Below are 15041 nucleotides of genomic sequence, written 5' to 3'. Positions count from 1 at the left end.
GTGTCAAAAGCGACGCCTGCCCGTTAGCGCAAAGGGGGGGCGGGGGAAAGGGATTCTTGCAGGCAACGGCGGGCTATTTCGCCCGCGCCCGCGCATCGCGCAGCTTTGCGGCGAAAGCGCCACGGTCAAATTCGGCGCGCCCCTCGGCATCAAGGGTATAACGCGGGTAATAGACCCGGTCGAGCCAGCACAGAAAGGCCGCGCGCAGACCCGCGTCATAGGTCAATCGGTCGGGTGCGGCAAACAGCCGATCCAGCGCGGGCTGGCTTTCGGCATGCTGCACAAGGCCCGGCAGGTTGAAGAAGGCCCGGCCCAGTGTCACCACCGGCCTGTCGTGAAAGAACGCCTGCAACCCCATCGAGGAATTGAGCGTGACCACCCCCCGGCTGGCCGCGATCTGGGCAAAGCTGTCGGTCGCATTGTCCAGCACGAGCCGCCCCGATTGCAGCAGCGGCCCCAGCCGTTCGGCCAGCGAAATCCGGGCCGAGGGATGTTCCTTCAGCCGCAGGTGCCAACCCTCGGGCAAGGCTTGCGCCGCCTGCGCCAGCGCCGCCAGAAAGCCGTCCATCCCGCCGCACCAGCCGGCAAACAGCGTGACCTGGCTGTCATCGGGCACCTGAAGTGGGCAGAACAGGAAGGGGGTTTCCGGCAGCGCCCCGCCGCCTTGGCCGACATCGGCACGGCGCGAGGCGCGGGCGGTCAGCCCGGCGCCGATCTCGCGCCAGTTGGACATGTCCTGATCCTGCGCCCAGGCACGGTAAAAGCCCGGGTCTTGCGGCACCGATCCTTCGGCATTCACCCCCCCAGCGTCCAGCGTGATCCGCCCGGGCAGCGGCGCCAATTCCGCGTAAAGCGTGGCGGCGCCCGCATCGCGCGCCCCCGCCATGAAGGCCATGCGCGACCCGGTCAGCCCGTTCCAGGCCAGCGCCAGATCCTCGGGATGCGCGGTGAAATGCGCCCGCGCCCAGTTGTATTGCCCGCGGATCAACTGCCGCTTGAACCAGCGCGCCAGCGGCCCCTTGGGCTGGCGTTTGGCGCGGGCCAGCGCGGCCTCGACCCGGGCCGGGGTCTCGGGCCAGTCACGAAAGCGCAGCGGGATCATGCGCAACCGCCTGGCCTGCCCCTCCAGCCCTGCAAGCGCGGCAAAGACCGCCTCTTTGCGGGCGTTGTATTCGGCGGGATAAACGATCATCGGGCGGCCCTTGCGGTCAGTAGCCGGCCCAGACTGCGGGGCCGGCCGGCAAAGGTCAATCGGTGCGGTCCTGCGACAAGGCATAGATCGCCAGCGCGGCAGCCAGCGTGACCGCAAAGAACAGGAATATGGCGGCATAGGGCGCCTCGACCGGCGGGGTGGCCACGGCCGCCGACAGACGCCCGGTGATGAATTGCGCGACCCCGACCGACCCGATGCCGAACAGGTTCAGCAGCGTCACCCCCCGCCCGGTCAGATGCGCGGGCAGAAAGGCGCGGCCATGCGCGATGACCATCGGGAATGAGGTGCCCGCCAACCCGAACAGGATCAGCAGCCCCGCCGTCGTCCAGCCCCCTGCCAGCGGCCAGGCCCACAAGCCCAGCAACGCGATCAGCGCCACCAGATTTCCGCCCATGATCAGGTATTTGCGGGTTTTCAACATCCGCTCCAGCGGGCCATAGGCAAAGCTGCCCGCGACCATGGCCAGCCCCATCATCAGTGTGACCTGCCCGATCTGGTCGCGCGTGGCGCCGAAGACATCTGTGTAATAGGGGCCGACCCACAGCCCGCGAAGCGCCGCGACCGGCGCATAGCACAGCGCCATCATGACAAAGATCGGCCAGAGGCTGCGCATCCGCAGCAGATCGAGCAGCGAGCCCCGTGCCTGCGTCTCGACCCGGGCCGGATCGCGGACCAGAAGCACGATCAGCCCGGCGATCAGCGCCGTCACCGCCGCCAGCCCCCAGACCGTGCCGCGCCAGCCAAAGGCCTCCACCGCCAGCGACAGGGGCAGCGACGATCCGATATTGCCCAGATTGCCGATCCCCACCATCGCGCCCGCCAGCGTGCCAAAGACGGCGGGCGGAAAGCTGCGGGCAAAGATGAAATAGCCCGACATCAGCACCGGCGAACAGCCGACCCCGATCAGTGCCATGGCGATCTTGATCCCGCCCGGCCCGGTGGAAAGCGCAAAGACCGCCGCGCCCAGGGCTCCGACCATCAGCAGGACCGAGGCCGTCAGCCGCGGCCCCACCCGATCGAGCGCCACGCCGACCGGCACCTGCATGGCGGCAAAGACCAGAAACCACAGGCCCGATGCCGCAGCCAGATCCTCGGCCGTGGCACCCAGATCGGCCTTCAGCACCGGGGTCAGCACCGCAAGGAAGGCGCGGTAGAACTGGCTCAGTACATAGCCGGCGAACAGACAGGCAATTCCCAGCTTCATCTCAGGCCGCCTTCGCCGCCCAGGGCGCCTCGCGGATCGGCAGATGCACCAGCGCCGAGAAGGCGCCGACGCCGACCCCGATCCACCAGACCAGCGTATAGCCGCCGGTCAGGTCATACATCTTGCCGCCCAGCCAGACGCCCAGAAACCCGCCGATCTGATGCGACAGGAAGACAAAGCCATAGAGCGTGCCCATGTAGCGCAGCCCGAAGATATGCGCGACCAGACCCGAGGTCAGCGGCACGGTGGCCAGCCACAGGGCACCCATCGACAGCGAGAACAACAGGACCGAGGTCGGCGTCATCGGCAGCATGATGAACAGCGCCGCGACAATGGTCCGCGCGGTGTAGATCCCCGCCAGCAGGTATTTCTTGGTGTATTTCTTGCCAAGCGCACCGGCCCAGATCGTGCCCACGATATTGGCCAGCCCGATCACCGCGATCGAGATCGCCCCAAGCGCCGAGGTGGAGGTGATGCCAAGCGCCGCCAGCGGCCCGTTCGGGTCGATCGGGCCGCACATCTCGGTCACGAAGGCCGGGAAATGGGCGGTGATGAAGGCCAGCTGATAGCCGCAGGAAAAGAACCCCAGGAAGATCATGATGTAAGACGGGTCGGCAAAGGCGCGCTTCAGCACCGTGCCCAGGCTTTCCTCCAGCTCGGCCCGGCTGGCGACGTGATCGGATTTCAGGAAGGGCAGCGCGAGCAGGCTGCACAGGATGATGCCGGCAAAGATCACGAAAACCGTCTGCCACGGATAGAAGGACAGCAATATCTCGGCCAGCGGCGCCCCCACCACCTGCCCGGCCGATCCGGCCGCCGTGGCGATGCCAAGCGCGAGCGAGCGGTGTTCCGGCGCCGAGGCGCGCCCCACTACCGCCAGCACTACGCCAAAGCCGGTGCCGGCGATGCCGAAGCCCACGATCACCTCCAGCATCTGCATCGCGGCCGGGGTCGTCGCTATCGAGGTCAGCACAAGGCCAAGCGCGTAAAGCACCGCGCCGATGATGATCGCCATGCGGTCGCCCATCTTTTCGGCCACGGCGCCGAACAGCGGCTGGCCGATGCCCCAGGCCAGGTTCTGAATGGCAATCGCCAGCGAAAATTCGGCGCGTGGCCAGCCGAATTCATTGGCAATCGGCAGCTGGAACACCCCAAAGCTGGCCCGCAGGGCGAAATTCAACAGCAAGATGACGCAGCCGGCGATCAGCACCGGCGTAAAAAGGGCAGGACGGGTCATGGCGCGCTCCGACAAACTCGGCGGAAGGTGCGGCGTGGGGGCGGCAGGGTCAATTTCATTTTTGTGATCCATACAATGCCGCCTTGTGATCGAAGCGCCGGTTTTCGCGGCCCGGCAAGGGCCTGGTCGCCGCGCAAGCGGGTCCGGCGTTGTCGCCGGGGCACAGCGCCGGCCTTATGGCGGGCAAGGCTTGCGGCGATGCAGCAATCTTGGGATGTTAGCGCGAACACGGGCGCGGAGGATGCGATGGCGGATTGGTGGCGCGGGGCGGTGGTCTATCAGATCTATCCGCGGTCGTTTCAGGACAGCGACGGCGACGGGATCGGCGATCTGCCCGGCATCACCGCGCGGCTGCCGCATATCGCCTCGCTCGGCGTCGATGCGATCTGGCTGTCACCGATCTTCAAAAGCCCGATGGCCGACATGGGCTATGATGTCAGCGACTATTGCGACATCGACCCGCTGTTCGGCACGCTGGCCGATTTCGACGCGCTGCTGGCGCGGGCGCATGAGCTGGGCCTGAAGGTGATCGTGGATCAGGTCATCAGCCATTCCAGCGACCAGCATCCCGCCTTTGTCGAAAGCCGGCAGAGCCGCACCAACCCCAAGGCCGACTGGTATGTCTGGGCCGACCCGCAGCCCAATGGCGCGCCGCCCTCCAACTGGCTGTCGGTCTTTGGCGGATCGGCCTGGGAATGGGACAGCCGGCGCCGGCAATATTACCTGCACAATTTCCTGACCAGCCAGCCCGACTTCAACTTTCATAACCCCGAAGTGCAGGATTACCTGCTGGACACCATGCGTTTCTGGCTGGATCGGGGGGTGGACGGCTTCCGCCTCGATACGGTGAACTACTATTTCCACGATGCGCAGTTGCGCGACAACGGGCCGGAACCGCGCGAGGAAAACCTGCCCCCCGCCAATCCCTATGAAATGCAGGACCACGAATATTCCAAATGCCGGCCCGAGAACCTGCCGTTTCTGGAACGGATGCGCGCGATGCTGGATGAATATGACGATCGCAGCATGGTGGGCGAGGTGGGCGAAGGCCCGCGCCGCGCCCTGCGCATCATGGAGGAATATACCGCGCCGGGCCGGCTGCACATGGCCTACAGCTTTGACATGCTGGGGCCGAAATTCACGCCTGCCCATTTCCGCAGCCGGATCGAGGGCTTCTTTGCCGCCGCGCCCGAGGGCTGGCCGATGTGGGCGTTTTCCAACCATGACGTGATCCGCCATGTCAGCCGCTGGGCCGAATATGGGGCGCAGGATGCCGTGGCCGGGTTGGCGGCGGCCATGCTTCTGTCCTTTGAGGGGTCGATCTGTCTGTATCAGGCCGAGGAGCTGGGCCAGACCGAAACCGATATTGAATATCACGAACTGACCGATCCGCCCGGTTTCCGCTTCTGGCCCGATTACAAGGGGCGTGACGGATGCCGCACGCCGATGGTCTGGGATGGCTCGGCGCAGGCGGGCTTTACCAGCGGCACGCCCTGGCTGCCGGTCAAGCCCCCGCAGCGCGCGCGCAATGTGGCGGCGCAAGAGGCGCCGGGATCGGTGCTGAACCTCTATCGGGCGCTGCTCGACTGGCGCAAGGGCAGTGCGCTGCGCGACGGGCGCAGCGTGTTTTTCGACGTGCCAGATCCGGTGCTCGCGTTCCGGCGCGACGGGGCGGCGGGGTCTGTCCTTTGCGTCTTCAACCTGTCAGATGCGCCGGTCACGCTGCGGGTGAAGGGGCTGGCGGCGCTGGAGGGCCCGCAATCGGGGGCGGTTCTGAAGGGTGGGGCGCTGACACTGGCCCCCTGCGGCTGGGTCTGGAGCCATTGTGACGCAGGGGTGACCGCGGCCTGACCCCGGTCACAGCGCCTTGGTCATCCGGTGCAGGTTGTGCCGGCGCTGACCATAGTCGCGGTCTGGAAAGATCTGTTCCAGAACAAAGCCTTCGCGCGTCCAGAACGCGCGGCCCCTCACATTCGCCTCCAGCGCGGCGATCAGGATCCGCGTCGCCCCGCGCGCCCGGGCCGCAGCCTCCACATGGCGCAACAGCCGCGCGCCGTGGCCACCGCTGCGCGCGGCGGGGTCCAGGATCATCAGCCCGATATAGGCGTCCTGCGGGTCGGGATAGCCAAAGGCCGCATCCACCTTGCCGATCAGCCCCGCCGGGCCGATCAGCCCGAGACGCAGGCTGGTCGCCGGGTCGATCCCCGGCGGGGCATCGGTAAAGAACTCCTCGGCCAGCGCGGCGGGGTCGGTGGGGCCGCGCTCCAGTTCCACATAATCGGCGGCGCGGCGGAACAGATCCTCGACCGCCGCGCGATCGGACGTGGGGTCAAGCGGGCGGATGGCAAACTCAGTCATCGGCGACCTCGATCTTCAGGATCTCCAGCTCGACCGCACCGGCGGGCCGGCGCCAGACGACGCTGTCGCCGACGGCGGCCCCCAACAGGGCACGGGCCAGCGGCGAATGCGGCGCCACCCGCCCCAGCCGGGCATCGGCCTCATCCTCGCCGGTGATTTCATAGACGGCGTCTTGCCCGTCTTCATCGGTCACCGTCACGCGATGGCCAAAACGCACCTCGGTCGCATCCTGCGCCCGGGGGTCGATCAGGATCGCGCTGCGCAGCCGCGCCTCAAGATAGCGGATATCGCGTTCGGCGGCGGCCTCGGGCAGTTTGTCCAGCCGCTCGGGCCGCGCCCGCAGCGCGGCCAGCACCTCTTGCGCGGCCAGCAGGCGCCGGTTCAGATCGGCCAGCCCGCGCGGCGTCACCAGATTGGGATGCGGCGAGACCGGCAGATCGGGCAGCGGCGCGATATCGGCGGTGTCTTCCTTGACGAAGGCGCGGCTCATCGGACAATCGGCTCCAGCGGGTCATAAAGCACGCCCTCGCCCCAGGCGGCGGCGGGCAGGCTGTCGGGCTTGAACCGGATCGCGGCCAGATCGGCTTGTGCAAAGAAACGCCGTTCGGTCACCACGCCTTCGGGGTCGCGCCAGTCGGGCGACAGGCTGCCCGCGGTGATGGTGCAGCGGAAATAGACATCGACCTGATGAAATGTGCCGCCCGGGTCGTGAAATTCGTTGACCAGACAGGGGTCACCCACCGCGACGGTCAGCCCGCATTCCTCGCGGATCTCGCGGATCAGGTTGTCGGGCAGCGAGGCGCCACGCTCCACCCCGCCGCCGGGGGCGCACCACAAATCGGACACTCCGCCGCCCCAGGCATTGACCAGAAGCAAGCGGTTTTCATGCAGGATCAGGCCGCGCACGGCCAGGCGGGGTGAGGGCGTCTTCATCGCCCGACACTTGCCGAGCCGCCCGGCTTTGTCCATCTTTTCCGGCAAGAGAGGTGACCCATGGCGCGTATCCTGTTTCTGATCCTTGTGTTTCTGGCGCCCGCAGGCGCGCTGCGGGCCGATTGCGTGGTGCTGCTGCACGGCCTGGCGCGGACCGAGCAATCGCTGCTGGCGATGGAAAGCGCGCTGGCCGCGCAAGGCTATCGCGTGGTGAATGAGGGCTACCCCTCGACCTCGGCCACGATTGCCGATCTGGCGCCCCGGGTGGGCGAAGCGGTGGCGCAATGCGGCGCCGACCGGGTGGATTTCGTCACGCATTCGATGGGTGGCATCCTGCTGCGCGCCTGGCTGCGCGACAACCATCCGCCGCTGATGGGCCGGGTGGTGATGCTGGCCCCGCCCAATCACGGGTCGGAACTGGTCGATGCCTTTGGCGAGGTGGGGGCGTTTGAATGGCTGAACGGCCCGGCGGGGATGGAGCTGGGCACCGACGGCCAATCGGTGCCGCGCGCCCTGCCGCTGCCGGATTTCGAACTGGGGGTGATCGCGGGCAACCGTTCGCTCAATCCCATCTATTCCTCGATCATCGCGGGGCCGGATGATGGCAAGGTTTCAGTCCTGTCTACCAAGGTGGCGGGCATGAAGGCGCATCTGACCCTGCCGGTGACGCATACCTTCATGATGCTGAACCCCGAGGTGATCGCCCAGACCATCCTGTTCCTGAACGAGGGCCGTTTCGACCCCGAGCTGAGCTATGCCCGCGCGGTGGAGATCAGCCTGGGCGCGGCGCCGTGAAGGCGCGGGCGGCAGGGCACGCCCGCACCCCTGCCGTCACGCGGCGTTCGGGGTGGCCTTCCGCCAGGCGAAGGGCTGCATCACCGCATCGACCGGCGTCTGCGCCATATGGTTGGTGTAGTTCGACATCACCTTTTGCGCCACGCCGAGGATCACCTCCAGAATCTGCTGCCGGGTAAAGCCGGCATCAAGGAAAGCCTGAACCTGCGCCTCCTCCAGCGCGCCGCGCTGACGCACGACTTGCAGGGTAAAGCGGCGCAGCGCCTCCAGCCGCGGGGTCGGCAGCGGAGTTTCGTCGCGCAGCGCGGTGCTGATCGCGTCATCCACCTTCATCATCCGGGCGATGCCGGTATGGGCCGGCACGCAATAATGGCATTCATGTTCGACATTGATGCTCTGCCAGACCACCGTCAGCTCATCCTTGTCAAAGCTTGTCTCCTCGGCAAACAGGCGGTGCAGGTGTTTGTAGCCGTCCAGGAGGGCCGGCGCTTCGGCCATCACGCCATGCAGGCCGGGCACACGGCCAAAGGCGGCTTTCGATTGTTCCAGAAGCGCGCGGCTGGCCTCGGGGGCGGTTTCGATGCTGTGGATCGGGAAGGCGGTCATGGCGGGTTCCTTTCTTGAGTGATTGCTCAATAATGATTCCGGTGAATAGCTTTACTTGAGCAATCACTCAAGATATAAATTGAACGATCACTCAAAATTCAGCGGATGGCGGAATGCCCAGACAGGCCAGTTACAATCGCGACGAGGTGCTGCAAAAGGCGCAGGCGCTGTTCTGGGCCAAGGGCTATCACGCCACCTCGCTGAAGGATCTGGAGACCGCGCTGGATATGCGCCCGGGCTCGATCTACGCGGCCTTCGGATCGAAAGAGGCGCTGTTTGCCGAAACCCTGCGCCGCTATGCCGCCGAATCGGAGCGGCAATTGCAGGCGACGCTGGCCGCGGCGCCGTCACCTCTGGCCGGGCTGGCCGCCCATGTGCGCCAGCTTGGCAGCCCCGCACGCAAGGCGGCGCCCTCGCGCGCTTGCATGTTGGTCAAGACCCTGCTGGAAACGCCTGACGATGACCCGGCGCTGCGGGGCCTGACCGAAGACATGATGCGCGGGATCGAGGCGCAGTTCGAGGCGGCATTTCAGGCCGCCCGCGCCGCCGGTCAGCTTGGCCCGGATCAGGATACGGCGCGCCTAGCCAGCCGGTTGCAGGCGTCGATCTTCGGGCTGCGGGCCTATGCGCAGCGCACCGATGCCGCCGACCGCGTGGCGCGTCTGGCCGAAGACATCGCCTCCGATATCGAGGCGCTGGCCTGAGGCGCGGTCAGCCGATCGCGCCGCGCTGGCCGCCGGTCTGCCCGCGATCCAGCAGCAGATGATCCAGCAGCACGCAGGCCATCATCGCCTCGCCCACCGGCACGGCGCGGATGCCGACGCAGGGGTCGTGCCGGCCCTTGGTGATGAGTTCGGTCTCATCGCCCGTCGTGGTGATGGTCTTGCGCGGGGTCAGGATCGACGAGGTCGGTTTCACCGCGAAACGCACCACCACATCCTGCCCGGTCGAGATGCCGCCCAGAATGCCGCCCGCATGGTTCGACAGGAATTCCGGCCCGTTCGGCCCCATGCGGATCTCGTCGGCATTTTCCACCCCGGTCAGGGCGGCGGCGGCCATGCCCTCGCCGATCTCCACCGCCTTGACGGCGTTGATCGTCATCATCGCGGCGGCGAGATCGCTATCGAGCTTGGCATAGATCGGCGCGCCAAGCCCCGCCGGCACGCCCGAGGCCACAACCTCGATCACCGCGCCGACCGAATTGTGGTTCAGCCGCAGGTCATCGAGATAGGCCGCCCATTCCGCCGCCGCGACCGGGTCGGGGCACCAGAAGGGGTTGCGCTCGATCTCGGCAGGATCGAACCGGCTGCGGTCGATCTGATGCGGGCCGACCTGCACCATATAGCCACGGATCGTCAGCCCGGGCGCTAGCGCGGCCAGCGCCGCCCGGGCCACACCCCCGGCCGCAACCCGCGCCGCGGTTTCCCGCGCGCTGGACCGGCCACCGCCGCGATAGTCACGCAGCCCGTATTTCTGGTGATAGGTGATATCGGCATGGCCGGGCCGGAACGACCGGGCGATATCGCCGTAATCCTTGGATCGCTGGTCGGTATTCTCGATCATCAACTGGATCGGCGTGCCGGTCGAACGCCCCTCGAAAGTGCCCGACAGGATCCTGACCGCGTCGGGTTCCTGCCGCTGGGTGGTGAACTTGTTCTGCCCGGGTTTGCGCCGGTCCAGCCAGTGTTGCAGGGCGGCGGCGTCGATCTCCACCCCCGGCGGGCAGCCATCCACCGTGGCGCCAAGCGCCGGCCCGTGGCTTTCGCCCCAGGTGGTGACGCGGAACAGATGCCCGAAGGTGTTGAAGCTCATGCCTGCCTCCTGATGATCGCCCCGCTTTTAGGGCAAAGCGCCGCGCCGCGAAACCCCGAAGCGGGCTGGACCTTGGCCGCGTGCCGGGCGAGGATGGCGGGGCAGAAGGGTAGGTGCGCGATGGTCGCGAAACAGCCGCAGGGAATGACGGCGCTGGCGCGTGTGCTGGCCGCGCCCGTCCATGCCTATCGGCTGGTTCTCAGCCCCTGGGTCGGGCATGGCTGCCGCTATCAACCCACCTGTTCCGCCTATGCGCTGGAGGCGCTGGAACGTCATGGCGGGCTGCGCGGCGGCTGGCTGATGGTGCATCGGGTCTGCCGGTGCCACCCCTGGGGCGGCAGCGGCTATGACCCCGTGCCGGGCGCCGACCCGGATCATGACGCGCAGATCAGGGGCGCGGCGCGGCGGCCCGGCGCAAACGATCGTTGATGGCAAGCCCCAGTCCGGTTTCAGGCACGGGCGCAAAGGCGATGGCGCCGCCGGGGCCCGCCAGGGCATCGGCCTCGCGCAAGAGGTGAAACAGGTTCGCCGCCGCCTCCAGCAGATCGCCTTGCGCCGACAGGGTCAACGCGCCCGCCACCGGGCCAAAGCCCACCAGAACCTCGCCCGCCCGCGCCTCGGTCGCGTTCAGCCGCAGCCGCGCCTCGGGCGCGTAATGCGAGGCAAGCTGCCCGGGCGCCTTGGGCAGGGTCGGGTCGCCCGGCAAGGCGAGGGGGGCGCCCAGAACCGCCTCGATCGCCTCGACCGGCACGCCGCCGGGGCGCAGCAGGGCGGGCGGGCCGTCCAGCCCCAGAATGGTGCTTTCCACCCCCACGGCACAGGCGCCGCCATCCAGCACCGCCTCGATCCGCCCCGAAAGGCCGGCCAGCACATGTTCGGCCCGCGTGGGCGATACGCGGCCCGACGGATTGGCCGAAGGTGCGGCCAGCGGAATCCCGGCGGCGCGCAGCAGATCACGCGCGACCAGATGCGCGGGCAGGCGAATCGCGACGGTGTCCAGCCCCGCCGTCACCAGCGGCGACAGGCCGGCATCCGGGCGCAACGGCAAGACCATGGTCAGCGGCCCCGGCCAGAACGACGCCGCCAGCGCCCGCGCCTCGGGCGACAGCCGCGCGATCCGTTCGGCGCTGGCCAGATCGGGCAGATGCACGATCAACGGGTTGAAGGCGGGCCGGTTCTTGGCCGCGTAGATCCGCGCGACCGCCCGGTCATCGCGTGCATCGGCAGCCAGCCCATAGACCGTTTCGGTCGGCATCGCGACCAGCCCGCCCGCCCGAAGCAACGCGGCGGCCTGTGCGATCCCGTCGGACGTGGCGGCAAGATGAAGGGTTTCGGGCATTCGTGACGCAGCGTTGATGTTGAGGCGATGTGACCTTGCGTTAATCTCTGGCCGCAAGACCTGCCCCCCAGATAGACCCGCGCCCGCCCGAAGCCAAGCGCGGTGAAGGAGAGAAGATGCCCTATCGCGCCCCGGTTTCCGAATATCGTTTCGTCTTTGACCATGTGGTCGGGCTGGAACAGGTCTCTGCGACCGATCTGTTCGCCGAGGCGACCGGCGAAACCGTCGAGGCGATCCTGTCCGAGGCGGGCAAGCTGTGTTCCGATGTGCTGGCGCCGCTGAACCGCGCGGGCGATCTGACGCCGGCGCGGCTGGAAAACGGCGTGGTGCGCACCTCGCCCGGCTTTGCCGAAGGCTATCAGGCGATTGTCGAGGGCGGCTGGGTCGGCATGTCGGCCGACCCGGAATATGGCGGCATGGGCCTGCCGATCTCGGTCGCGACCGCAGTGAACGAGATGATGGGGTCGGCCTGTCTGGCGCTGCAACTGAACCCGCTGATGACGCAAGGCCAGATCGAGGCGCTGGAACATCACGCCAGCGACGCGATCAAGGAGCTGTATATCCCCAAGCTGATTTCGGGCGAATGGTGCGGCACGATGAACCTGACCGAAGGCGGGGCCGGGTCGGATGTCGGCGCGCTGCGCACCAGGGCCGAACGCAATGGCGACGGCACCTATGCGATCACCGGGCAAAAGATCTTCATCACCTGGGGCGACAACGATTTCGCCGGCAATATCTGCCATCTGGTGCTGGCCCGCCTGCCCGATGGCGCGCCGGGCACGCGCGGCATCAGCCTGTTCATGGTGCCGAAATTCCTGCCCGATGCGGCGGGCAACCCCGGCCCGCGCAACAGCCTCAAGGTGGTCAGCCTGGAACACAAGCTGGGCCTGCACGGCTCGCCCACGGCGGTCATGGCCTATGACGGCGCGACCGGCTGGCTGATCGGCGAGGAACACAAGGGCATGGCCGCCATGTTCACCATGATGAACAACGCGCGTCTGGGCGTGGGCATGCAGGGCGTGGCCGTGGCCGAGGCCGCGTTTCAGAAGGCGCTGGACTATGCGCAGGAACGCAAGCAGGGCAAGACCCCGCTGGGCGAGGGCGCGATCATCGACCATGCCGATGTGCGCCGGATGCTGGCGGTGATGAAGGCCGAAACCTTTGCCGCCCGCGCCATCGCGCTGGCCTGTGCGGTGGCCATCGACATGGGCCGTGCCACCGGCAATGCCGACTGGCAGGCGCGCGCCGCGCTGCTGACCCCGATCGCCAAGGCCTTTGGCACCGATATCGGCAATGAGGTGGCGCAGATGGGGGTGCAGGTCCATGGCGGCATGGGCTTCATCGAGGAAACCGGCGCCGCGCAATTCGCCCGCGATGTGCGGGTGACCGCGATCTATGAGGGCACGAACGGCATTCAGGCGATGGATCTGGTGGGCCGCAAGATGATGGATGGAGGGGCCGCCGCCTATCGCCTGCTGCAAGAGGTAGAGGACCACGCCCGCGAGGCGCGCGAGGCCAATCCCGATCTGGCCGGCGCGGTCTGGAACGCGGCCGAGGCGCTGCGCGAGGCAACCGAATGGCTGGTCGCGCAGGATGCCAATGACCGCAATGCCGGCGCCACCGCCTATCTGCGCGCCTTTGCCCGGGTGCTGGGCGGGCATTACCACCTCAAGGCCGCGCTGGCCGACCCGGCCCGCCTGCCGCTGGCCGCGGTGGCGATCAAGCGCCTGCTGCCGGAACATGCCGCGCTGATCGCGCAGATGCGTGAAGGGGCCGCCGGGCTTTACGCGCTGACGCCCGATCTGCTGGCTTCATGACCGCCGCGCTGCGTTACCCGCGCGAGGCGCCCGAGGCCGGTTCCGCCGTGGAACTGGCCGAAGGCGTCTTGTGGCTGCGCCTGCCGCTGCCCATGGCGCTGGATCACGTCAATGTCTATGCGCTGGCCGATGACGATGGCTGGACCATCGTCGATACCGGCTTTGACAGCCGCAAGACCCGCGCCATATGGGAGGGTTTTCTGGCCGGACCGCTGGCGGGGCGCCCGCTGCGGCGCGTGGTGGTCACGCATCACCACCCCGATCATGTCGGGCTGGCGGGCTGGTTTCAGGCGCGTGGCGCCGAGCTGGTGACCACCCGCACCGCCTGGCTTTATGCCCGGATGCTGACGCTGGATGAACAGCCCCAGGCCACGGCCGAGCAAATGGCCTTCTGGCGCGGCGCCGGCATGGCGCCGGATGTGCTGGCACAGCGCGCCGCCGAACGCCCCTTCAACTTTGCCGATATGGTGCATCCGCTGCCGCTGGGCTTTATCCGCATCGCCGAGGGCGACCGCATCACCATGGCGGGGCGTGACTGGCGGGTGCATATGGGGGATGGCCACGCCCCCGAACACGCGACTTTCTGGAGCGCGCAGGACGATCTGGTGATCGGCGGCGATCAGCTCTTGCCGTCGATCTCGCCCAATATCGGGGTCTATCCGACCGAACCGATGGCCGATCCGCTGGGCGACTGGATCGCCTCTTGCACCCGCTTTGCCGCCCTGGCGGAGGATCGCCACCACGTCCTGCCGGGCCACAAGCTGCCCTTCACCGGCCTGCCGCTGCGCCTGCGCCAGATGGAGGAAAACCACCATTCCGCCATCGCCCGCCTGCTGGATCACCTGCGCGCGCCCCTCTCTGCCTGCGATTGCTTTCCGGCGCTGTTCCGCCGCCAGATCGGCCCGGCGGAATACGGGCTGGCCATGGTCGAGGCCGTCGCGCATCTGAATTACCTCTTGCATCGCGGGCAGGTCCGTCGCTTCCTGACAGCCGAAGGTGTCTGGCTGTGGGAGCGCGCATGACCGACGAGATCAAGACCTCGGCCGAGATGCTGGAGGATGCGGCCCTGCCCTGTGCGGGCGTCGTGCATGCCGACCCGAACGCACCCCTCACGCCTGAACAGCAGCCCCTTCCCGCCGCGCTGGCCCGCCAGCCGGTCGAGGAGAAAAGCGAGGCGCAATGGGCCTATGAGCGGCTGATCCTGTATATCCGCAACTTTGAAAGCCAGCTTGACGCCCGGCACGAGGTTGCCATGGGTTTTGCCGGCGGCGAGGCCGGGGTCTTGATGATCGAGGGGCTGGGTTATTTCGACCCCGATCTGGTCACCTTCTACGGCCGCGACGAGGACGGGCAGAAGATGCAGCTGGTGCAGCATGTCACGCAGCTCAATGTCGTCTTGCGCGCGGTGCCCCATGCCGAGCCGGAAATGCCCGCCCGCCGCATCGGATTTCGACTTGCCCCCGATTGGGACACACCGACCGCCCCCGAGGCCGAGGTCGCACAGCAGGGGGCGTGACAGACCCGCCTGAATCGGCTAACAGGCGGAAAACGCGCAATCACAGGAGAGATCGGTCATGGCCGAGCATCAGCAGGGCAGCATGGACATCCGCGCCCAGGAAAAGACCTTCGCGGCCTTCATCAAGTTCACCACCTGGGGTGCGGCCATCGCCATCGGCGTGCTGATCTTCATGGCGCTTGTGAACGCCTGATTTCCTGTTTTCTGACGA

General features: G+C 67.4%; 17 protein-coding genes. 8 read left to right on the top strand and 9 right to left on the bottom strand.

The window, feature by feature from the left end:
- Nucleotides 1-73: 73 nt before the first annotated feature.
- From FOA17_RS11250 to FOA17_RS11240, 3 genes are read right to left on the bottom strand one after another with little or no spacing between them, the layout of a single operon-like run.
- Nucleotides 74-1192, bottom strand: coding sequence for a capsular polysaccharide export protein, LipB/KpsS family (locus tag FOA17_RS11250; RefSeq protein WP_149141588.1), 1119 nt, complete (start codon nt 1190-1192; stop codon nt 74-76).
- Between the two features lie 55 nt (nt 1193-1247).
- Nucleotides 1248-2417, bottom strand: coding sequence for an MFS transporter (locus FOA17_RS11245; RefSeq protein ID WP_149141587.1), 1170 nt, complete (start codon nt 2415-2417; stop codon nt 1248-1250).
- Nucleotide 2418: 1 nt separating this feature from the next.
- The gene (locus FOA17_RS11240) at nt 2419-3654 is read right to left on the bottom strand and encodes an MFS transporter (RefSeq protein ID WP_149141586.1); all 1236 of its coding nucleotides are present in this window, start codon (nt 3652-3654) and stop codon (nt 2419-2421) included.
- A 246-nt stretch (nt 3655-3900) separates the two neighbouring features.
- On the opposite strand from FOA17_RS11240, the gene FOA17_RS11235 reads away from it, so the two are divergent.
- Nucleotides 3901-5505, top strand: a complete 1605-nt coding sequence (locus FOA17_RS11235; RefSeq protein WP_149141585.1) for an alpha-glucosidase — start codon at nt 3901-3903, stop codon at nt 5503-5505.
- 6 nt (nt 5506-5511) lie between these two features.
- On the opposite strand, the gene FOA17_RS11230 is transcribed toward FOA17_RS11235, so the two are convergent.
- Genes FOA17_RS11230 through FOA17_RS11220 form a run of 3 tightly spaced genes read right to left on the bottom strand, consistent with a single transcriptional unit; the run spans nt 5512 to nt 6981 of the window.
- Nucleotides 5512-6012, bottom strand: a complete 501-nt coding sequence (locus tag FOA17_RS11230) for a GNAT family N-acetyltransferase (RefSeq protein ID WP_149141584.1) — start codon at nt 6010-6012, stop codon at nt 5512-5514.
- Entirely contained in the window at nt 6005-6502 is a 498-nt protein-coding gene (locus FOA17_RS11225) for a GreA/GreB family elongation factor (protein WP_149141583.1), read from the bottom strand. Before FOA17_RS11225 ends, FOA17_RS11230 begins: the two co-directional genes overlap by 8 nt.
- Nucleotides 6499-6981 (bottom strand): NUDIX domain-containing protein, encoded by a 483-nt coding sequence (locus FOA17_RS11220; RefSeq protein ID WP_420841705.1) that lies wholly within the window; start codon nt 6979-6981, stop codon nt 6499-6501. Before FOA17_RS11220 ends, FOA17_RS11225 begins: the two co-directional genes overlap by 4 nt.
- 24 nt (nt 6982-7005) lie before the next feature.
- Between FOA17_RS11220 and FOA17_RS11215 the strand changes: the two genes are divergently transcribed.
- The gene (locus FOA17_RS11215) at nt 7006-7740 is read left to right on the top strand and encodes an esterase/lipase family protein (RefSeq protein WP_149141581.1); all 735 of its coding nucleotides are present in this window, start codon (nt 7006-7008) and stop codon (nt 7738-7740) included.
- Between the two features lie 36 nt (nt 7741-7776).
- Here the strand turns inward: FOA17_RS11215 and FOA17_RS11210 are convergent, their stop codons facing one another.
- Nucleotides 7777-8346 (bottom strand): carboxymuconolactone decarboxylase family protein, encoded by a 570-nt coding sequence (locus FOA17_RS11210; protein ID WP_149141580.1) that lies wholly within the window; start codon nt 8344-8346, stop codon nt 7777-7779.
- 113 nt (nt 8347-8459) lie between these two features.
- Here FOA17_RS11210 and FOA17_RS11205 point away from each other — a divergent pair, with 113 nt between their 5' ends.
- Complete coding sequence (locus FOA17_RS11205; protein ID WP_149141579.1) at nt 8460-9050, top strand: TetR/AcrR family transcriptional regulator; 591 nt, start codon at nt 8460-8462, stop codon at nt 9048-9050.
- Between the two features lie 7 nt (nt 9051-9057).
- Here FOA17_RS11205 and aroC read toward each other — a convergent pair whose 3' ends face one another.
- A complete protein-coding gene (aroC, locus tag FOA17_RS11200; RefSeq protein WP_149141578.1) occupies nt 9058-10158 on the bottom strand; it encodes a chorismate synthase in 1101 nt (366 codons plus the stop codon).
- 144 nt (nt 10159-10302) lie between these two features.
- On the opposite strand from aroC, the gene yidD reads away from it, so the two are divergent.
- Entirely contained in the window at nt 10303-10587 is a 285-nt protein-coding gene (gene yidD, locus FOA17_RS11195) for a membrane protein insertion efficiency factor YidD (RefSeq protein ID WP_149141991.1), read from the top strand.
- Here yidD and FOA17_RS11190 read toward each other — a convergent pair.
- Nucleotides 10547-11497, bottom strand: coding sequence for an L-threonylcarbamoyladenylate synthase (locus tag FOA17_RS11190; RefSeq protein WP_149141577.1), 951 nt, complete (start codon nt 11495-11497; stop codon nt 10547-10549). The genes yidD and FOA17_RS11190 overlap by 41 nt on opposite strands.
- A gap of 116 nt (nt 11498-11613) precedes the next feature.
- On the opposite strand from FOA17_RS11190, the gene FOA17_RS11185 reads away from it, so the two are divergent.
- From FOA17_RS11185 to FOA17_RS11170, 4 genes are read left to right on the top strand one after another with little or no spacing between them, the layout of a single operon-like run.
- A complete protein-coding gene (locus FOA17_RS11185) occupies nt 11614-13314 on the top strand; it encodes an acyl-CoA dehydrogenase (protein ID WP_149141576.1) in 1701 nt (566 codons plus the stop codon).
- Nucleotides 13311-14336, top strand: a complete 1026-nt coding sequence (locus FOA17_RS11180) for an MBL fold metallo-hydrolase (RefSeq protein ID WP_149141575.1) — start codon at nt 13311-13313, stop codon at nt 14334-14336. Before FOA17_RS11185 ends, FOA17_RS11180 begins: the two co-directional genes overlap by 4 nt.
- Nucleotides 14333-14830, top strand: coding sequence for a DUF6173 family protein (locus FOA17_RS11175; RefSeq protein ID WP_149141574.1), 498 nt, complete (start codon nt 14333-14335; stop codon nt 14828-14830). The genes FOA17_RS11180 and FOA17_RS11175 overlap by 4 nt, the downstream gene beginning before the upstream one ends.
- 58 nt (nt 14831-14888) lie before the next feature.
- Nucleotides 14889-15023, top strand: coding sequence for an aa3-type cytochrome c oxidase subunit IV (locus FOA17_RS11170; RefSeq protein WP_149141573.1), 135 nt, complete (start codon nt 14889-14891; stop codon nt 15021-15023).
- Nucleotides 15024-15041: the final 18 nt, after the last annotated feature.

The organism is Gemmobacter caeruleus, assembly GCF_008271655.1.
Lineage (GTDB): Bacteria > Pseudomonadota > Alphaproteobacteria > Rhodobacterales > Rhodobacteraceae > Gemmobacter > Gemmobacter caeruleus.
This window is presented reverse-complemented; position numbering and strand designations above follow the sequence as displayed.